The 19503-nt window shown below is 53.8% G+C and carries 15 protein-coding genes and 1 pseudogene; 8 read left to right on the top strand and 8 right to left on the bottom strand.

The window, feature by feature from the left end; all coding sequences use genetic code 11:
• Positions 1–103: 103 nt before the first annotated feature.
• From CO251_RS05630 to CO251_RS05655, 6 genes are all read right to left on the bottom strand, one after another.
• Positions 104–1264: a galactokinase family protein gene (locus tag CO251_RS05630; RefSeq protein ID WP_103374833.1), complete on the bottom strand. Its 1161-nt coding sequence runs from the start codon at positions 1262–1264 to the stop codon at positions 104–106.
• Positions 1257–2150, bottom strand: a complete 894-nt coding sequence (locus CO251_RS05635; RefSeq protein ID WP_103374834.1) for a DUF4931 domain-containing protein — start codon at positions 2148–2150, stop codon at positions 1257–1259. The genes CO251_RS05630 and CO251_RS05635 overlap by 8 nt, the downstream gene beginning before the upstream one ends.
• Positions 2147–2959 carry an NAD-dependent epimerase/dehydratase family protein gene (locus CO251_RS05640; RefSeq protein ID WP_103374835.1) on the bottom strand — a complete coding sequence of 271 codons (813 nt, stop codon included), beginning with the start codon at positions 2957–2959 and terminating at the stop codon, positions 2147–2149. Before CO251_RS05640 ends, CO251_RS05635 begins: the two co-directional genes overlap by 4 nt.
• A complete protein-coding gene (locus CO251_RS05645; protein ID WP_103374836.1) occupies positions 2956–3753 on the bottom strand; it encodes a DeoR/GlpR family DNA-binding transcription regulator in 798 nt (265 codons plus the stop codon). Before CO251_RS05645 ends, CO251_RS05640 begins: the two co-directional genes overlap by 4 nt.
• 84 nt (positions 3754–3837) lie before the next feature.
• Positions 3838–4803, bottom strand: a complete 966-nt coding sequence (gene galE, locus CO251_RS05650; protein ID WP_158246201.1) for a UDP-glucose 4-epimerase GalE — start codon at positions 4801–4803, stop codon at positions 3838–3840.
• Positions 4804–4896: 93 nt separating this feature from the next.
• Complete coding sequence (locus CO251_RS05655) at positions 4897–5736, bottom strand: fumarylacetoacetate hydrolase family protein (RefSeq protein ID WP_103374838.1); 840 nt, start codon at positions 5734–5736, stop codon at positions 4897–4899.
• Positions 5737–5853: 117 nt separating this feature from the next.
• On the opposite strand from CO251_RS05655, the gene CO251_RS05660 reads away from it, so the two are divergent.
• The 4 genes from CO251_RS05660 to CO251_RS05675 all read left to right on the top strand — a co-directional run bounded on the left by CO251_RS05660 (position 5854) and on the right by CO251_RS05675 (position 11260).
• A complete protein-coding gene (locus CO251_RS05660; protein WP_103374839.1) occupies positions 5854–6264 on the top strand; it encodes a MerR family DNA-binding transcriptional regulator in 411 nt (136 codons plus the stop codon).
• Position 6265: 1 nt separating this feature from the next.
• Positions 6266–7879 (top strand): acyl-CoA dehydrogenase family protein, encoded by a 1614-nt coding sequence (locus CO251_RS05665; RefSeq protein WP_103374840.1) that lies wholly within the window; start codon positions 6266–6268, stop codon positions 7877–7879.
• Positions 7872–9425 (top strand): AMP-binding protein, encoded by a 1554-nt coding sequence (locus CO251_RS05670; protein ID WP_103374841.1) that lies wholly within the window; start codon positions 7872–7874, stop codon positions 9423–9425. Before CO251_RS05665 ends, CO251_RS05670 begins: the two co-directional genes overlap by 8 nt.
• 476 nt (positions 9426–9901) lie before the next feature.
• Positions 9902–11260: an ISL3 family transposase gene (locus tag CO251_RS05675; protein WP_103374842.1), complete on the top strand. Its 1359-nt coding sequence runs from the start codon at positions 9902–9904 to the stop codon at positions 11258–11260.
• Positions 11261–11522: 262 nt separating this feature from the next.
• Here CO251_RS05675 and CO251_RS05680 read toward each other — a convergent pair.
• Positions 11523–12929: pseudogene (locus tag CO251_RS05680) on the bottom strand (PLP-dependent aminotransferase family protein).
• A 177-nt stretch (positions 12930–13106) separates the two neighbouring features.
• Between CO251_RS05680 and CO251_RS17710 the strand changes: the two are divergent.
• The 4 genes from CO251_RS17710 to CO251_RS05705 all read left to right on the top strand — a co-directional run bounded on the left by CO251_RS17710 (position 13107) and on the right by CO251_RS05705 (position 17122).
• Complete coding sequence (locus tag CO251_RS17710) at positions 13107–13562, top strand: hypothetical protein (RefSeq protein ID WP_103374843.1); 456 nt, start codon at positions 13107–13109, stop codon at positions 13560–13562.
• A gap of 123 nt (positions 13563–13685) precedes the next feature.
• Positions 13686–14708, top strand: coding sequence for a DMT family transporter (locus CO251_RS05695; protein ID WP_103375054.1), 1023 nt, complete (start codon positions 13686–13688; stop codon positions 14706–14708).
• Between the two features lie 29 nt (positions 14709–14737).
• On the top strand, positions 14738–16066 hold the full coding sequence (locus CO251_RS05700; protein WP_103374844.1) for an aspartate aminotransferase family protein: 1329 nt from the start codon (positions 14738–14740) through the stop codon (positions 16064–16066).
• A gap of 612 nt (positions 16067–16678) precedes the next feature.
• On the top strand, positions 16679–17122 hold the full coding sequence (locus CO251_RS05705; RefSeq protein ID WP_103374845.1) for a ParA family protein: 444 nt from the start codon (positions 16679–16681) through the stop codon (positions 17120–17122).
• Between the two features lie 126 nt (positions 17123–17248).
• On the opposite strand, the gene ltrA is transcribed toward CO251_RS05705, so the two are convergent.
• Entirely contained in the window at positions 17249–19084 is a 1836-nt protein-coding gene (ltrA, locus tag CO251_RS05710) for a group II intron reverse transcriptase/maturase (RefSeq protein ID WP_103374846.1), read from the bottom strand.
• Between the last annotated feature and the right edge of the window lie 419 nt (positions 19085–19503).

Below are 19503 nucleotides of genomic sequence, written 5' to 3' on the forward strand. Positions count from 1 at the left end.
AAACGCTATGTACGAATCCCTTGCAAGACCACCGAGAGTCCTTGGTAGGTACGGGACCTAGTTTAATTATATAAGGGTTTCGTTGAGATGACAAAGCCATGAGTTAAGGCGCCCCAACTTGGGCCAAGCCGCCCATTGGATGAGGGACCGCCATCACGCTTGGTAGATCCCACCCAGATGCTTGATAGTGGTGCGTGAGAAGCGCACGCAGTTCCGATTCTCGCTCGGCCTCGCCTAGGGCAATGACCGAGCCACCAAAGCCAGCGCCCGTGACGCGCGCCCCTATTTCGCGTTCCTGAAGCCACGTCACGGTCGCATCTAACACGGGCGTGGATACGCCAAAGTCCTGGGACAAAGACGCATGGCTCTGCCAAAATAATGCTTTGACGCGCTGCCACTCGCCCGCGGCCGCGGCCGAGATCACGTCTTGCACGCGCTGATTTTCCCGAATAACGTGACGGCTTCGTGCTCTTAAGATAGGGTCTTTTAAGGTTTGCACTTGTTCCCAAGAAGCATCGCTCAAAAATGCCACACCCAGTTGATTCCGCGCCTGGTTCGTTTCATGGACACGCTGTTGATACCCGCTGCCCGCCAAAGTTCTCGGGGTATGCGTGTCCACTATCCACAATCGTTGTTGCGCTGACGCGTAATCAAAGGGGACAGGCGTGCCCGTTTCTCGGGCCGCATTAACCAAAATAGCTGAATATTCCCGGGCCAGTACAATGGCCATCGGGTCTAGAATTCCTGAAGACACGCCCAAATAGACATTTTCAACCTCCTGGGCTTGGCGAATAATGGCCATGGGCTCAAAATCCTGGTGGTTTAAGCTATACGCCGTAGCTAACAAGGCCAGTGACAAAGCCGCCGACGAAGACAACCCACTGGCCACCGGCACATCTGTCGCAATCCACAAATCCGCGCCCATTGCGCACTTTGTGATCTCCCATGTCGCGCTTAAAAAGCCGGTCAATCCCGATAGCGTGGTCGCGCTCGCCACCAAAGCGCGGCGCTTCGCATAAGGCAGAACCAGCTGCTCTTGATGGTAGTCGGTCGCCACATGAATGTCTTGATCCGACCGAGTCCGACTCGCCACCCATGTGGCATAAGGCAACGCGATGGGCAACGCTAATCCGCCTTGATAGTCCGTATGATCGCCAATTAAGTTCACCCGGCCAGGCGCCCGCCAGATATATTCGGGTTCTCGACCATATAATCGAACAAATTGTTCTGCCATGCTGTTGGGCGTGATCTGCATGTTATCCATTCGTCTCCCCCTTGGCTATTTCACGGTCAAGAAATGGCTGAAGCCGCTCTTGCACCTGTTCGGGCACCATATCCACCACAAAAGCTTCCATCGCCAACTCCGATCCCGCTAAGTACTTGATCTTGCCCCCGCCTCGGTCTATCGGCAAAAATTCCCAACGAAAATGATAAGGCACAGGTGGCGTCGGCCTTTGATACAAAGCCATCACCAAGGCCGTGCGAAATCCAAAAAATCGGTCATAGGCGCGAATCAGACTTTGCATCAGTCTAGCCCCTTCTTGTCGCTCCTGTTCGCTGAGGTCAACAAAACTTGCCAGGTGTCTTTGGGGCACCAAGCGCACCTCATATGGCATGCGCATGGCATAGGGCACTTCGAGTCGCCAATATTGACCATTAAAGAGCAACGGGTTCTCAGCACGGACGTCGCAAAGTGGACACGCATCCACAAAGTGAGGCAGCTCTTTGACGAGGCGCGGAGGAATATACGGATAGGCATAAATTTGGCCGTGCGGATGGGCAATGGTCGCACCCACTTTCTGGCCGCGATTCTCAAAAACAAACACAGACGCGGTGCCTGGCTCTTCTTCTAAGGCTTTAATACGCTCAGCCCAGACATTCCACACTAGTTGCACGCGGTCTTTGGGCAGGTACGCTAAATCATCGTGATGGCGCGGAGAGTACACTACCACTTCGGCATTTCCAGGATTGTGAAACGACGGGTAGCGATTGTCAAAAACCGCCACATCAAACAGTTGGTCCCCCACCTCTGCATGAGGCCCGGGACAAAACGGACACGCATCGTGCAATTGGGTGAGCGGACGGGATTGGCGGTTGGCATTTAAACTCACCCAATCCCCAGATAGCGGATCTTGCCGCAATTCGATCATGCGTCACCCTCCGGAGGTGTGACCACACCACTTTCCGCAGGGATGGCGCCGTCGTCGGGCCACGAGTTGCGGTGCTGCAAGGTAATGTCCATAACGTGTGACGCGCCTCCTGTCTGAAGATATGCATGAGCTCGGATAATACCGTCAACTGCGTTCCCCAAGGCGATTTGGTCACGCTCAGTCCGTTTTTGGACAATGCCCACCACAGTCCCCCATAAATCCGTGTAGCGCTGACCTTGAGCCACGACCACCGGAGGCAGTCGTAAGATCACGAACGGGATTCCAAGGCCGTCCGAAGTCAGCATCAGCTGCCGTGCAAATTGATGGACACTGGCCGCATACGCTGTTTCTTGCTGCGAACCTTGGAGATGGTCAGACACCCGCGGTTCAACCGCCGCATAGACGAAAGATTTGGGCGGCAGCGTCTTCAGCCACTGGAGCATGGCCATTCCCTCAGCCACAATCTGCGTAAAACATGCGTAAGGATTATGGGGATCGATCTCGTCGAACGCGGCCAAATGCATCACATGGGCAATGGTATATTGATGAGCAATAGCATTCCATACATCACTCGACCCCACCGTTCCGAAATACACCCTGTCTTGGGAGGGCGCCGGGTTCATGGCTGTTTGTATTAGGATTACGCGCTCTCCCTGCTCTGTTAAAACCCGCGCGGTCTCTGTCGCCAGCATATTGCTCCCGGTCACCACCGTCACAGACTCTTTGGCTACCTCCAGTGGGTGAGGCAACTGGTACTGAATAAGGTGGCGACCATCAGACAGGGGTTCCTGGGTGCGATAGATGGTCATACGGGCTCCTCCTTTGAACCCTGATCAGGCAAAGTCGCTGTAAAGACCTCAATGCCCAAGCGCTCGCACGCCGCAATATGTGCTTGTACATGGGGTGTGCGCGTGGTAATAATGGCATCAACCATTTCGATCGGCGCGATCCGCGCCAGCGCTTTAATGCCCCATTTGCTATGATCCATGACGACGACAACTTTTTGGGCCTGCTCGATCAGAACACGGTCAATGGCCGCCTCCTGAATATTAGGTGTCGTCATGCCCGCCTCTACGTCCAGCCCATGAACGCCTAAAAAGAGCACATCGGTATGCAAGTGCCGCGCTGTGTATTCGGCAAATGGTCCCACCAAAGCATCGGACGGCGTTCGAAAATTACCCCCGGTCAAGACAATCTGTGTCCAACCATTTTGCTGTAATTCCAAGGCAATATTCGTGGAATTCGTCACAAAGGTCAGCTGTTGAAAGCCGCGTATACGGTGGGCCACAGCCCATGTAGTGGTGCCCGCCGAAAACGCAATCGTCATGTCGGAGTCAATCAGTTCTAAGGCTTTAGCCGCAATCGCTTCTTTCTCGTCTCGATGCAGACGCCGTTTTACGTCAAAAGCCAGCTCCGTGGCACTTTTCTTGACTTCGGCACCGCCTGGAATACTCTGTAGCAGATGGGCTTGTTGTAAAATACGTAAGTCTCGGCGCACGGTCATTTCTGACACATGCAAGACCTGCGCCAACTGCTGAATCGACGCGGTGCCGTGGCGCGCAATCCATGTTAACAGTTGTTCCCGCCGTTCCTGAGGGTTCAACGCGGTTCCCCCCTAATTAGCTTGTCGCCTTGGCTATATCCCAATAGCTCTTTTAAAAATGATAGTTTTTGTTATCCATTTTCGTTATACCCCATCTTGCCAGATGTCCCGAATCATCTCGTCAATGTGTTGGGAATGCTTCGGATCAAAACCTAAATATTCTTGAGCTTGTGCAATATCCGCGACGAGGACGGGAGGATCGCCCGCGCGACGGGGAAGACGCTGCGCATTGACAGAGCGCCCACTAACCCGCTCAAAACCTTCCATGACTTCTTGAACCGAATGGCCGCGACCAGATCCGACATTAAAAGCCCGAGACGCACCGCCATGACTTAAATAGTCTGCAGCGCGCACGTGAACATCTACCAAATCCGCCATATGAATATAATCACGAATCGCCGTACCATCCGGTGTCGGATAATCGGTCCCAAATATTTGTGGTTGCTGGCCTTGACGCAAAGCGGCTTTTACCAACGGCAAGAGATGAGTTTCGGGCTCATGTTGTTCTCTCACACCCTTCACCGCTCCGGCCACATTGAAATAACGCAAAGCTACCCAAGGTTGGCCGTAGGCCACTTCAAAAGCCGCCAACATCTGTTCAAATTCCCACTTGCTCATGCCATAAGGGCTAATGGGGGCCTTTACGGCATCTTCCGGAATCGGCGTGGTCTGGGGGTTGCCATAAACCGCTGCCGAAGACGAGAAAACAATCGGGACAGACCCAATGGCACGCACATGGTTCAACATCGCCAGCGATGCACAAACATTCTCAGAGAAATAGCGCGCAGGATCATGAACCGATTCTGAAACCACAATCAGCCCCGCACAATGATAGATCGTTTGGATATGATATGAGTCTGCGAGTTGCCGCCAAATCGCCCCATCCGCCACCGAGCCGCGTATCACCGGAACACCTAGTACCTGACTTGCAACGCCTCGGTTATCGATTAACACAGGATTCGCACCTTGGTCTTGCAAAACAGCCGCCAATGACTGCCCCACATATCCCAAGCCACCCGTAATGACGACCGCATTGGGTTTGTCTGTCATACCCCGCCTCCTTGTTGCTGGCATAAAAATGATAGGCTGACCGTGTCAGCCTATCACAATATAACATATTTTTGTTTCAATATGATATTTAATCTAAGACCCTATCACCGGATTGACCAGCGTTCCAATGGACGTTACGCGCGCTTCCACTACATCACCCGCATGAATCACCGCCGCCCCAGGCGTTCCCGTGCTCAGCACTGCCGTCGCCCCCACGGTCGCGGCCGTCGTAATGAACGCCACTAATCGGTCCAATCCATAGGTCATATGGGCCAAATCGCTTCGCGCCTTAACGACACCGTTCACCACCGTCTCGATGACGATAGATGTCCAGTCTCCTAGCTCATCGATCGTGACGATCCATGGTCCGAAGGCGAAAAAGGCATCATAGCCCTTAGAACGCGTCAGAAATCGCGGATTCTTGCGCAAGATGTCTTCGGTTGTCATATCCAACACCGGAACCACCCCGAAAATGACATCTCGCCAAGATCCGAGAGGTACGTCTCGGCACATCTGCCCAAATACCAAGGCGATTTCTGCTTCAGCCGTCGTGCGTGTGGATACGGGCGGAATACGAATAGCCTCTTCGGGTCCAATAATGGTATTGTTCGGTTTGATAAACGTCGCCGGTTCTTCCGGCACGTTTTCACCCAAGTCCTGCGCATGGTCGCGGTAATTGAGCCCAATGCCGACAATACGCTCTGGATGCGCTAAAGGGGCCGCCACCCGAACTGTTTCCAACGGCAAGGCCGCAACATCTTTTCCCAATGCAACGACGTCAAGGCTTAGCCGCTGTGTAATGATCGACTCCAAATCGGATGGATAATGAGTATGATATTGTTTATTGATCTGTTCGACAGTGACTACGCCGTCTTCTCGCAAAAACGCGGCCGTTATCGCTCCGCTAGGCAACACCACGGTCCCCCACCGCATATCTCCACTCTCCTTTGCGCCTTCATTATACACACCCCGCGGTCTAAATTTGGACAAAATAACTGTGTTTACGTTCACGTAAATTTGCTGTATATTTTGTTAATAGGAGGGCTCTGTATGCCACGGTCAAAATCTGCAAGACCTCGGGTCTATTCCATTAATGAACTCAGCACGCTCTGCGACGTTACCCCACGCACCTTACGTCACTACGAAGATATGGGTTTATTAAATCCCGAACGCCAGGGGGCCAAGCGCCTATACCATGAGCGCGACCGTGTACGCCTTCAGCTGATCTTGCGCGGACGCCGTTTGGGTTTTGGACTGAAAGACATCCAAGACATGCTGGATCTGTACGATGCAGATCCCACAGAAGTCACACAATTAAAAGACGTCATCCGTCGCGGAGATGCAAAACTTCTTGAACTGCAGACACAAGTGGAAGCACTACAAGCCATCATCACGGAAATTAAAGAACTCCGGTCCGTGATGAAAAACCGCCTCGATCACATCACAAAAGGAGGAGAGTAATATGGAAAGCATTTCCTATGCTTATGGCACCAATCATTTCGACAACGACCGCGAATTGCAGGCCGTCCTTCGTCACTTTTGGCCAGCTTCTCAAGAACAATGGCCACGCCTGCAGGAGTTCGGAGCATGGGCGGGCCGTGACGTCTATGAAGCGTGCTACCATATTGACCATGATGCACCGCCAGTATTAGTCGCCCATGATCTCGATGGCCGCCGCATTGACCGTGTGCGTCTTAGTCCTAGTGAACGCAGCGTTTTATCGCAAAGTGCATGGATTACCTCCCCCCCTTACCAGCACCAAGGCTGGCCTTTTCACTACGCCCTTCTCTATTTGCTTGGAGACCCCGGCATAGGCTGCATTTTGACGATCACCGGTCAAACCGCTTATGCGCTGCACAAATATGGCGACGACAGCATTCCCGGCAAAGACGCCATCATATCCCACTTGCTATCGGGTGCAGCATGGGGAGCCACGTGGATGACAGAATCGCAAGGCGGCAGCGACTTAGGTGCCAATGAAACCCGTGCCACCTTCGATGGCGAGGTCTGGAGACTTTTTGGAGACAAATATTTCGCAAGCGGTGCCGGATTAACCGACTATGCGATTACCACGGCACGTCCGGATGGTAGCCAGCCTGGCCCAAAAGGTTTGGGGCTCTACTTACTGCCTCGTTTGACCCGCCAAGGCACCTTGAACTTTCAGGTGCGTCGCTTAAAAGACAAGAGCGCAACGCGCGCGGTGCCATCTGGAGAAGTCGAACTCAATGGCAGTGAGGCCTACCTCATTGGGCAGGCGAACCACGGCATATACTACACCTTAGAAAACTTGACCGTCTCACGCTTAGCCAACGCCGTTGTGGCAATGGCCACGGGCAAGAAATCGCACTTCGAAGTCCTAGAACGCGTCGCACGTCGCCACAGTTTTAGGGCAACGTTGCAAAATCATCCGCTCATACGGCGAGATCTCACCGACTTTGCAGTGCGGTCTGCAGGCGGATTAGCTCTGGCGTTTTACGGAGTGCAAAAATTCGATGCCGCATGGACGGATCGGCCCCCTTATACTGACCGCTACCATGCCGCCCGCTTTGTCACCCACCTGGCCAAAAACCGAACCGCAGAACACGCAGCAGCCATGACAGCCATGGGCATGGAGTTGTTTGGCGGCTTAGGCTTCCTGGAAGAATATGCCGTCTCTCGGTGGCACCGCGAAGCCTTGATTACTCCCATATGGGAGGGGCCTAGCAACATTCAGGCCCTGGATTTTCTTGAAACCGTCACACGCCATCACGCGCACCAAGGCGTTCTTGAAGAAATCCATGGATATTTGACCCACGCCGGAACGCACGCGGCGCGTCTTGCCCAAGAAACCCTCGACAATAGTCTTGATCACTTACAGGCGATGAGCGGACGCGAAGCTCAGTGGCACGCCAAGAACGACTTGCGCGCTATAGCAGACGCTACGCAGGTGGCGCTGCTCTACGACATGGCGGAAGATCAGGGGGAGCGCTATGCCAAATTGGCAGACCTTTATGCCACAAAGTTTTTGCAACATCAAGAATATCCCTTTTGGGCCGATACAGATCAGGACATCTGGGGAGGGGTTGTTGATGAATAAGGTCGTTGTTCATGCGCTGTTGGAAGATGCCGCCTACCAGCACAGTACGGTTCCCGTTACCAGCGGAACACACACCTTTGACTACGCACAAGTGTATAGGCGCAGCGTTCGGTTGGCCAATTGTCTCGAATCCTTAGGTGTTCGCCCAGGCTGCGTCGTCGGGGTGATGGATATCAACAGTCACCGCTACCTAGAATTAAAATATGCCTTGTCTATGCTGGGAGCGATAATTCATCCCATCAATTTTCGTCTATCCCCACAAGATGTACTTTTTACCATGCAACATGCGCAAGATGAATGGTTGTTTATATGGGATGGATTTGGAGAACTAGGGGCAACCATCTCCAAATCTATACCCCATACGGTATGGATGTCTGATATCACGGTGCATGAGGGTGGTCTTGAATATGAGTCACTGATTGACGAGGGTAAATTCCAAATGCCGCGCGCCGCATCCCATGTGCGACCCGAAGACATCTACTCCATCTTTTATACGACAGGGACCACAGGCCAACCCAAGGGTCTACGATATAGCCATCAACAGATGCTGATGGGGTCCTTACAAATTGCGCACCACCTAGCACTCCATGATACCGGTGCCACCCTAAGCGCACAGGACGTCATGATGCCCTTGATTCCCTTCTTCCACATTCATGGCTGGGGCACTCCATTTGTCGCCCCCTACCTCGGCACCCCCTTAATCCTCCCCGAACGCAGTAATGCGCTTGAACAAATTAGCCTAATCCAGCGCCACGGCGTGACATGGATTAATATGGTGCCCACTCAATTGTTCATGCTTCTTGAAGCGGCCCAGAGCGCTGGTGTGCAAGACCTTCCCCTCAAAATCCTCACGGGAGGAAGTCCCTTGGCAATGGGTCTGGCGCGCAGGGCCGCGCAATTTCACATGACTTTTTCAATGATTTATGGAGGATCCGACCAATTGGGGAGTGCTATCTCTACCGCTGCAGGTTTAACGGGCGACGACCGCATTAAGCAATTGTCCACGCATATGATGCCCTTTCCGATGGTACGCATGGAAGTTCGGACGGCAACCGGTGATTTGGTCAATGCAGACGGCCAGAGTCTTGGGGAACTATGGGTGCAAAGCCCCTGGTTGCCAGACGGTTATGTTGATAATCCGGAACAATCCCAGCAAACCTATATCAATGGTTGGTTCCGGTCAGGGGATTTAGCTATACGCTATCCCGATGGCAGCATCAGCGTCGTGGACCGAATGCGCGATGCGATTAAAAGTGGCGGAGAATGGATTGCCTCAAGTACCATTGAATCGATCTTATCGGAAGTCCCCGGTGTCAAATCGGTGGCTGTTATCGCGGTTCCTGACGCCCAATGGGGCGAACGACCCAAAGCCATTGTAGAAGCCTCCCCGTCAGTGACCGAGAGCATACTGCAAGAATTTCTTAGGCAAGCGGTAAAGCAGGGCCAATTGGCCAAATTCGCGGTTCCGGACGTTTTTCAGTTTATCCACCAGATGCCCGTCACAAGTGCAGGAAAAATCAATAAAGCGGCTTTGCGAACCCAATAGAGAGATTACAAAGCGCGTCAGGAGGTTTTCCCCATAGTGGAGGTGTGAGCCCTCCTGACACGATCACCATAATTTCTCTCGAGTAAATTCATTCAGCACACTCCGTATGATTCCTCTTCATATGCACTAAAAACCCCTAATTGACACTAGGCAATTGAGCCCCTTATCATAAATTATCCCCAAGAGCCCAAAAAGTTTTCTGGTGATACGGTATGCCTATCTGCCCACATGGGACTTTTGGCTAGGGCCCGTCACTTTATGGCGAACAATGGTTTTAGGAGGAAAATAACATGTCAATATGGGCTCAATTCATTTTTTAGGGTATGCGGATTTTGTGATGGATCTCGGCTAGTTTTCCCGGGATCACAAGCGGATCCATAAACGGAGTTTGTGATGGATCTCTCGCTGTTGTTGTGTTAAAGTAAAAACGGATTTTATGATGGATCGAATAGATGGCGTAATTAGTTGGAGGCATAATGGATGATCGTATGGCGGCACCCGTGCCGAACCTGCTCAACTTGCCCGACTACCGCGTCATCGCGGTGGATGAAACCGATGACGCCTATCATATTGCCGCCGAGACTCTGGTAGCCCCGACGATGTGTTCCCATTGTGATGGTGCGGCCATCGTGGGTTATGGCCGTCGTGAGCAATGGATTCGGGATCTGCCCATGCATGGGAAGCGCGTGGGTCTCTATTTTCAAACGCGCCGCTTTCGCTGCAAAACGTGTGGGAGGACCTTTTACGAGGATTTGCCCGGCGTGGATGCCCAGCGGTTTATGACAGAACGGTTAGTCGCATGGGTCGGACCGACGGCCATCCGACGGCCCTTTGCCCACGTGGCGCAGGAGGTTGGGGTCTCGGAGCGGACCGTACGCGATATTTTTCACGATCATGTGACCGCGTTAGAAGCCCATCGGCACGTCGAGACTCCGCAATGGCTGGGCCTCGATGAAATTCATCTCATCCGTCCTCGGGGCGTGGTGACCAACGTCCAAGAATGTACGCTGGTCGATTTGCTAGTGAACCGCAATAAGGAAACCGTGACGGCGTACCTCATGCGATTGCCGCATCGACAGCGCGTGCAACTGGTGACGATGGACATGTGGCGTCCCTACCAGGAGGCCGTCCAGACGGCCCTCCCGCAGGCCACCGTGGTCATTGACAAGTTCCATGTTCTCAAAATGGCCAATGCAGCCGTGGAGCGGGTGCGCAAGCAACTCCGGGAGGCGCTAACGCCGGCCCAGCGCCGGGGACTCATGCACGATCGATTCGTCCTCCTCAAACGGCAGGCCGACCTGACCGACCGGGAAGCCTTGCTCCTCTCCACGTGGGTCAAGAACTATCCTGTTCTGGGTGAGATCCATCGCTTGAAGGAAGCCTTCTTCGGGCTCTATGATTGCGCCAGTGCCGCAGAGGCTCGATCCTATTATCAGACGTGGGAGCAGTCACTCACGCCCGACCAACGCACCTCCTTTGCGGAGTTGCTGACCGCTTGGCGGCACTGGGAAAGGCCTATCGTGGCGTACTTTGATCATCCGGTGACGAACGCGTATACGGAGAGCCTCAATAACCTGATCCGCGCCACGGATCGCCTGGGTCGCGGCTATAGCTTCGAAGCCTTACGTGCGAAGATGATCTGGGCCGAAGGGGTCACCAAAACGCGACAGCGCCCGCTAGCACGGCAAAGTCCGTTACGGGAGCAATTACCGCCTATCGGTAATGCCCAATTCGCACGGCCGCCTTTCAGGACACGAGGCCCAGCAGCCGTACAGGTTGATGTTGGCCTTGATATGGTTGTGCTGAGTCGGCGGATGGATGCGGGACAGCTGTGATGCAAGGCCGTCACTCACCCCATATGAAGACGCTCCGAAGGCCATCGGATCGCCCTGATCTATACGAACGATCCATGAACCGTTTCCGTTATTGGCGCCTCCATGCGGCGGAAACAGCGTACATTGAGGAGTTTTTCATACACAGTCGGAAATCGGATTAGTGCAGACGATCACGCCTGAAAATTTAGCCGTCACGAAATTGGATGGCAAAGTGCTTTCGGGTCCTTTGGTCGTTCTGACGCGCCGATGGCTTCCAGTTTTTTTAAGAGATTAGTTTTCTCAGCGCCTTCTGAAGTCGGGCGATACCTTCAATGATTTGATCTTCAGACGCACACGCATATGTCAGACGCACATAGCCTGCGTCGGCCCCGTAGACACTGCCGGGAACAACTACCACTCTCTCTTGCAACGTTGCTTCCACTAACTCTCGTTCTCCAAGAGGTGTTCTCAACTTGATCCATAGATGATAACCGCCGGCCGGCAGGCGAAACTCAACATCCGGGCCCATGATCCTTGTAATTTCGTTGGCCATGGTATTCCGACGCCGAGTCAATACGTGCTGCAGGCGTTGCCGTTGCTCCTCCCAGCTACCCATGGCAATCAATCTCTCAGCGATGACCTGGCTAAGAGAACTCACACCGAGGTCCATTTGTTATTTCGCTCCGGCTAGACGTTCGATTACGTTATGGGGACCGGTAATCCAGCCAATTCTCAGTCCGGGCGCAAAAGTCTTGGAAAGAGTACCGACGTGGATGATCTGCCCTTGGGCCTCAGGAAGTGTGGCCAGCGGCGGGGGGGTGGCAGGTGCCCTTTCGAGTTCAAGACCTCCGTAAGCATCGTCTTCCACAATCGGTATTCGACTGTCTGTACAGATGGCCAGCAAACGCTGTCGTCGGGACTTCGTCAATGTTGTGCCAGTCGGGTTTTGAAAGGTGGGACTTACGAAGATCATTTGGATCTTGTGGTGTCTGTGTAATGACTTAACGGCTTCGGGTTGTAGCCCTTCGTTATCTACGGGGATTGGGAACAATCGTAACCCCGCCGACGCGAAGAGCGATAACGAATAGGCGTAAGATGGCTTCTCAATGGCCACGGCATCCCCAGGTTTTAACAGAAACTGCGATATTAGCAAAAGACCTTCCTGAGCCCCGACCGTAATGAGGATTTCGTCTGCGGACACGTGTAAGCCTAATCGATGAAGTAGATGTCGCCCTAGCGTCGAGCGCAATTTGATCAAGCCCCGTGGGTCACTATAACCCATGGGAATCGGAACGTCGGTAGACGTCAGCAGATCCCGAATGCTCTCATGGGGCCAAAGATCGGGAGAGATTTCACCACGCGCCAGGTTGACAATGTCTGGATTACTATTCGCCTCCCAGATTAGCTTGAGAATTGATAACGTAGGTCGAAACAATCCTTGGGAATTATACTTGTTCCAGTCCGGAAGCCCGGGATTGAGTCCCCATGCGTCTTCACTGACGTGTGTGCCGGACCCTTGAGTCGAGCGAATCAACCCCACTGCACGTAATCCATCATAGGCTGCTGTTATCGTGCTCCGATTCACCCCAAGCTTCCTTGCCAACTCGCGCTCGGTGGGTAATTTTTGCCCGGGAATAAGGCCCCCGCTAAGGATGAGACGTTCGAAATGCCGCCGAATCTGACGGTACATTGGTTCATCGTCGGATGTGTCGATTTGCCACAAGGAAGAGGCCTCCTTGCCTCATATCTTAGCACAATTGCCTGGGAAAATTTTAATCCAATTGGTTGGATCCCAAGCCGAACCAAAATTCTATTATTGGGAAACGCCAAAGGTTAGGAGGTCATTGTAATAACATCTCAGAATGTAATGATTGTCGACGGTTGGCAAAAGCATTACGTGGAAGAAACGCACATCGAAGAGGGAGTTCTAGGCCCAGACGTAAACGTCTCTCTTGTGCGTGTTGATGATCCCGGAGAATTGGAAGGGCAGATCGATGAAGCGGATGTCGTAATTTCTTGGCATACCGTGCCATTGACCGCACAGACTCTGTCCAAGCTGAAGCATTGTGCAGGGATTGTCCGTGCCGCCGTCGGGTTCGATAATATCGACATTCGGTACGCAGCTGAACATGGAATCCCCGTGTGTAATGTGGCGGATTACGGTACAGAAGGAGTGGCAGACCATACAATCGCGTTGATTTTGTGCGGTGTACGCCAGCTGAAAAATCTCGACCAACAATTTGAACCGCCCAATTTACGAGAAGACAGCCGTCTTCGGCCATTTCGGCCGTCAGGACGTGGATTTGCCTTGGGAACAGGTTGATCGTCAGAGTGACCTCCGTCAGGCTGCGCAGAGCCGAATTGGCTAGAACTACGGTCGGATTTTTCCGTAGGTACCGATCATCAGAGAAACATGCTGTTTATATAAGAAAGCGGGGAACGTGTGGTGCCTCATCTAAGTCGTGAAGCCCAGGGAATTGGGTTTGGTATTTTAGGAGTTGTCGGGTTTAGCTTAACATTGCCAGCATCCCGGGAAGCCGTTCCCTACTTTGGGGCTATCATTGTTGCATTTGGGCGTGCGGTAATCGCTGCCATCTTAGCAGCGGGCGTTTTGCTGGCTCGGCGGGAACCATTGCCTAAACGTAGACAATTACTAAGTCTCGTGGTTGTCGCTGCGGGGGCGATTGTGTGTTTCCCGCTGTTGTCCGCATGGGCTATGGACCGACTTCCCGCGTCTCACGGGGCGGTTATTTTGGCCTTGCTTCCATCGTTTACCGCCGGTGCGTCGGCTGTTCGGAATGGCGAGCGTCCCTCGGTAGCCTTTTGGATCGCCAGTGTGGCGGGGGCTGCTACGGTTCTTGGTTATGCCATCTTCACGGGCTTTGGTCGGCCACAACCCCCGGATTTAGCGTTGATTCTCGCCGACCTCATTTTAGCGGTCGCTTATGCGGAAGGTGGGCGATTGTCTACCCAGTTGGGAGGGTGGCAGGTGATTGCCTGGGCTCTTGTCCTTGCGGGACCGTTTTTGCTGGTTCTGGCCATCATGGCTATTCCCGCGCATATAGAGAGTATTCCTGTCAAGCCTTGGGTGGCCCTCTTATACCTGGGTATCGGGAGTCAGTTTCTGGCCTTCGTAGCGTGGTATACGGGTATGTCGTTGGGTGGCGTGGCCCACATCAGTCAGATGCAGTTCCTACAGCCGTTTCTTACTATTGTGTTTTCGGCCCTGTTGTTGCATGAGCGGATTACCGCCGTTACTGCAGCCGCTGCGGTGGTTACGGTTGGAGTCGTAGTCTTAGGCAAGAAGACGGCTGTTCGAACTTCGATACTTCGTGATACGAACGGTGTCACTGTCCCCCCGACTGACTGCAATACATTTCAGTGTGGAGTCGAATCGGAGACGTTTTTATTCACCCTGTATACTGCTTCGCTATGCTTCATCCGTTATTGTGATTCTGAAAGCCGATGAACGTCAGCGTAGAAAAAGGGGGAGCTCAAATGAATCAATGGACGGAACGACATACGGCCTCATTAGTACCAGGTGTGAAGCCGTATTACAAGCAACCGCTGGTATTGACACGCGGTAACGGTCGTCAGGTCGAGGATGATCAAGGGCACATTTATCTGGATTTTTTCGGCAGGGTTCTAACCGTCTCGGTTGGCCACGCTCATCCTATCATTACCAAGGCGGTCATTGAACAGATTCAAGACATTGTGCACACGTCAACATATTACATCAGTCCCTCAATGGTTGAGCTGGCAGAACGTCTTGGAACAATAACGCCGGATGGGCTCAACCGCGTCTTTTTTACCAATAGTGGTACTGAAGCTAACGAGACGGCAATTGCCATGGCTCAAGTCGCGACACAACGACAGGAAGTGGTAGCCTTGCGCTACAGCTACTCCGGTCGTTCGCATTTGGCGATGGGGCTAACGGGGCAGGCTCCATGGAAGATGGGAATTGGAGGGCTTGGGGTTTCGGTTAGACATGCCCACAATGCCTATTGCTACCGTTGTCCATTCGGCAAGGAGCCTCGTACCTGCGGTCTCGAATGCGCCAAGGATTTCGAGGAGTTCTTTAAGACCTCAACGACTGGTTGCCCCGCTGCCTACATTGCCGAACCGATTCAGGGCGTTGGGGGATTCATCACACCGCCCAACGCGTTTCTTTATGAGACGGTGAGAACAGCCCGACGTTATGGTGCTCTTTTCATTGATGATGAAGTACAAACGGGATTCGGGCGCACGGGTAAGCGGTTCGGTATTGAGCATGCAGGAGTGACTCCGGATATTATGACGTTCGCAAAAGGATTGGCCAATGGATTTCCCATTGGAGCGACGATAACACGCAATAAGGTGGCAGAAGCCTATGGTGGTCCTACATTCTCCACATTTGGCGGCGACCCTCCAGCGATGCGGGCTGCATTGGCAACACTAGATGTTATCGATGAAGAAGACCTGACCACCCGCTCTGCTGATTTGGGAGCAGTACTTCGCCAAGGGCTCGAGGAACTATCTGACCGTTTCCCGATGATGGGAGATGTACGCGGCAAGGGATTGATGCAGGGGATCGAGTTCGTGAAAGATGAGAAAGAACCAGCTCCTGATTTAGCATCGGAATTTCTCGAGGGTACTAGAGATCACGGGCTCCTTGTGGGGATGGGCGGGCTCCTTGCAAACACGATTCGCATTGCCCCACCGATGACTGTTACCCGTCCGGAAATATTCCAAGCTCTAGAAGCGGTTAAGGCCGCTTTGGTGCAAATGCAGACCAACCACCCAGAGTTAAGCCACTTAAGGCCAACGAGGGTACATCTGCCGGAGTAGTCACAGCACGGGGCTGTTCCAAAAAGGTTGTCGCTGAGCTGTCAATGGGAAACCCGCCCAAATATTAGGCTTGGACCTGTGCCTTAGGTCCCTTGGTTTGGGGAAGGCACGACCCCTCCCCAAACGGGCCCGATCGGGAGAAATCTGTCTTGCTTCGCAAGACCCGGTCAATGATTCTGGATGGACGGCCAAGCTAGTTTCCCCCCTTCTGGCCAACCGACCTCCGACGATTTTACCTCTGCGCGCAAGAGCAACTCTTCGCCTCATGGAGTTTGTCCGATTTCGTCGTCCAAGCGATGAACAAGCTCAGTGATGTGCTGCTTAACGATGTCTATCCCAGCGGCGGGTAGCAGTCGCAATCAAGGGTTCTAGTTTCACTTCCGGTCGGGTGCTGCAGGAGCCCCGAGTCTACTCCCCCAATCAACCACTTATGATCGATCGTTATTCGTGCGCAAACGGGTTCGGATCAACACGAATGGTGCTAACGCTTCTTGAACTTAGATCTCAACCGTCCCATCACAAACTCCGCATACCCGCCCATTCTTGTCGCAGGGTGGTTAGTCCCATAGGGAATTCCTCCTCGTTTTCGATTTATCCTAAGGACCGCAGAAATTGGAGGGGCATTCGAGGTGTGGAGTATTTGACGCATACGCCTTACCTGAGTATGATTGGATTATCGTCGATACAGCGCCGTCGGAATCACGATGGGTCCATGCACTATTAGCGTGCGCTGATGCGGTTCTTGTGCCTGTAGACTTTTCGTTGTATTCCATCGAGGGAGTCGCAGAGCTTATGTCAGAATTCGATCGGTCACGCGTCATTGGTATCGTACCGGTACGATATGATTTACGGAACAATCGTTCAATCGAACTGTTGGATGTATTAAAGCACGCGGGTGGAGATCTGGTATCGCCCCCGATTCGCATTGGGGTGGATGTGGATCGAGCTGTGGAGCAAGGAAAGGCCATCATGGAATATAATCCACGCTCTGTGGTTGCCATTGACTATCAGACGTTGAAAGATTGGGTGGTGGAGACTCTTGCTGAACGGCAGTGATAGTGAAACGACACAAATGCGTCTAGAGTCGGGTAGGTCGGGAGCCTTGCGGCTCCCTTCCCCCCTAAGAACCGGACGTGACAGTTTCCCGTCATCCGGCTCAAGCCACTCGGCAGCATCCACGCCTCAATGGTGGGTCGGCGAGGATTCGGCACGGACGACGTGGCCATCTAAGATGGTCTCGCCCGACGTCAAGAAGCGCGCCGGGTCGCCCGGCATATGATGGTGTCCGTAGCGTCGGTGATATTGCTGCTGGCACCATCGGTGTGTGACGAACATGTTGGCCAGCGTTGCCTGTCCCCCCAACGTGGCGGGAATCATTAAGTGGAACCGAATTCCGCTCTCCCGGTTGGACTGCCCGGGGTTCGCAGGTTCCGCAATGGGTCGGGTACACAGAGCACAGCGTCCTTGGGTTTTGGCCGCGACTCGCTGCTGAAAGACGGTCCAGCGTTTCGCCAGGAGCTGGTGACGCCGGCGCTCAAAGTAGGCGGCGTCTGTCGGCCGGTAGGGTGACCGTCGCCCTTGCACCTTGACATGGCGAATAATGCGCACGTCTGCCATGCGGAACAGGTCCTGCAGGCCCGAGGTGAACACCCATTGGCGTTGACCACGCTGAGTAAAGTATTTCTGCTTAATCCAGTGGGCGTTTTTCCGTGGGTGGCGCCTTTTGGCCCATCGCCAAAGCATCTGGTAGAGGCGATGGTCACAATACGCGAAGGTCTGTTTGCTGACCACGGTACGGTAGTAGGAGGCCCATCCACGCAGGAGCGGGTTGACCAAGTGCATCAGCGTTTCCGTACGGACGGTCCGATTCGCGTCCAGGAGCTCCTGCACTTTCCGCAGAAAGGCCAGTTTACTGGCCTTGGCGGGTTTGATGAGGAGCTTGCCGTGGTACTTGCGGAGGTTAAATCCGAGGAAATCGAACCCGTCCGCAATATGGGTGATATGCGTTTTTTCGTGGCTCAGCTCGACGCCCGCGTATATCTGTAGCCATTGCGCGACTTCCGGGATGAGCTGTTCGGCGAGCTCTTGGGTCTGACAGCTAATGATGAAGTCGTCCGCATAGCGGACGACGTGGATGCCCGCCCCTCGGCGACTGGTCCACCCTTGGACTCGCGCGACCTCGCACAGGTCTGTTTCCATGCCATGCAAGGCAATGTTGGCGAGCAAGGGTGAAATGAGCCCACCTTGGGGCGTTCCTCGAGTATTCGCCTGTTTTCCACGACGGGGGTCCATGATGGGAGCCTCAAGAATGCGTCGGATGTACGTACGGTCCTCTGGCGCCAAGCGCGCCAGTAGTAGATGATGCTGTACGTTATCGAAGAATCCTTTGATATCTCCTTCAATGACCCATTGGGGAGCGCGTCGGGGTGCCAGTAGCTTGAACAATTGCTCGATGGCGTCCCATGCGGACCGATTCGGACGGAACCCGTAGGAATTGGGTTCGAACTGCACGTCCCATTCCGGTTCCATGGCGAATTTGTGTAGGGCCTGCGCGACGCGATCCGAGATCGACGGGATGCCGAGAGGTCGGAGTTTTCCGTTTTTCTTCGGGATGAACACACGACGGACGGGCAGAGGTCGACGCTGTAGGTCCACTTCCTGCAACAGGAGGTCTCGTTCGTCCGGTGTGGTATACGTACGACCGTCCACACCGGGCGTTTTGCGCCCCGCGTTCTCTTGGGTGACCATGCGAATGGCGAGAAGTTTGGCGTGGTAGCTGTGGCGCAAGAGCCACTTGTAATGGCGAATTGCTGGGCGATGGTGCTGTTCGACTGCGTGGGCGAGTTGGCGCTGTAACCGGGCCACGTGGGCCTCAATGGCTTCCCAGTCAATGCCCGTAGCGAAGGACTGACCCGAGGCGACATCGGCTTCCGTTCGGAACTTCGGCGCGTTTCGGGGTATCGTAGGAGCCTGACCGAGGGACGCTGTGGGCTCGCTTATCGCGGTTAATGGGTTCATCACAGGCCCTCCTAACGTGGTTCTGCTAATCGTTTCTCGCTGAGTGACCTCGGGCAAGTCAGCACGCTTTCGCGTCGGAGTACGTGCCGAGTCCGGCGGGGCTCCTATCCATCCCGTTACGGGGTGGCGTTCGCTTCTTACCCATTCCGTTACCCCCTGTGGACTTACGTCGGCCTTACGGCCGACCTACTGTCGTTCAAGGACAGACCCCATGGGGCTTACCACGTTGTGACGGTCGTCCCTACATGACGTGTTTAGGTGCCCCATTTTCTGCGGTAGCGCACGGAATTGTGAATTGACGAATGTTAAGCGTCAATCCCGGCTACTTGCCTTTTGGCTCAAGCGTGACAGGGTCGTTTCGCTTGTTTGCTATGACGCAGTTTATCTAGGGTTCGCAGTTGCTCACCATGCACTTCCAG

The sequence above is a fragment of the Sulfobacillus sp. hq2 genome, from assembly GCF_002903155.1.
Lineage (GTDB): Bacteria > Bacillota > Sulfobacillia > Sulfobacillales > Sulfobacillaceae > Sulfobacillus > Sulfobacillus thermotolerans.

Excerpts from the sequence above, each read along its gene's own strand:
- CO251_RS05635 (WP_103374834.1), bottom strand. The coding sequence starts at position 2,150 with ATGATCGAATTGCGGCAAGATCCGCTATCTGGGGATTGGGTGAGTTTA.
- CO251_RS05665 (WP_103374840.1), top strand. The coding sequence starts at position 6,266 with ATGGAAAGCATTTCCTATGCTTATGGCACCAATCATTTCGACAACGAC.
- galE (WP_158246201.1), bottom strand. The coding sequence starts at position 4,803 with ATGACAGACAAACCCAATGCGGTCGTCATTACGGGTGGCTTGGGATAT.
- CO251_RS05655 (WP_103374838.1), bottom strand. The coding sequence starts at position 5,736 with ATGCGGTGGGGGACCGTGGTGTTGCCTAGCGGAGCGATAACGGCCGCG.
- CO251_RS05700 (WP_103374844.1), top strand. The coding sequence starts at position 14,738 with ATGAATCAATGGACGGAACGACATACGGCCTCATTAGTACCAGGTGTG.
- CO251_RS05640 (WP_103374835.1), bottom strand. The coding sequence starts at position 2,959 with ATGACCATCTATCGCACCCAGGAACCCCTGTCTGATGGTCGCCACCTT.
- CO251_RS05675 (WP_103374842.1), top strand. The coding sequence starts at position 9,902 with ATGGATGATCGTATGGCGGCACCCGTGCCGAACCTGCTCAACTTGCCC.
- ltrA (WP_103374846.1), bottom strand. The coding sequence starts at position 19,084 with ATGAACCCATTAACCGCGATAAGCGAGCCCACAGCGTCCCTCGGTCAG.
- CO251_RS05660 (WP_103374839.1), top strand. The coding sequence starts at position 5,854 with ATGCCACGGTCAAAATCTGCAAGACCTCGGGTCTATTCCATTAATGAA.
- CO251_RS17710 (WP_103374843.1), top strand. The coding sequence starts at position 13,107 with ATGATTGTCGACGGTTGGCAAAAGCATTACGTGGAAGAAACGCACATC.
- CO251_RS05670 (WP_103374841.1), top strand. The coding sequence starts at position 7,872 with ATGAATAAGGTCGTTGTTCATGCGCTGTTGGAAGATGCCGCCTACCAG.
- CO251_RS05630 (WP_103374833.1), bottom strand. The coding sequence starts at position 1,264 with ATGGATAACATGCAGATCACGCCCAACAGCATGGCAGAACAATTTGTT.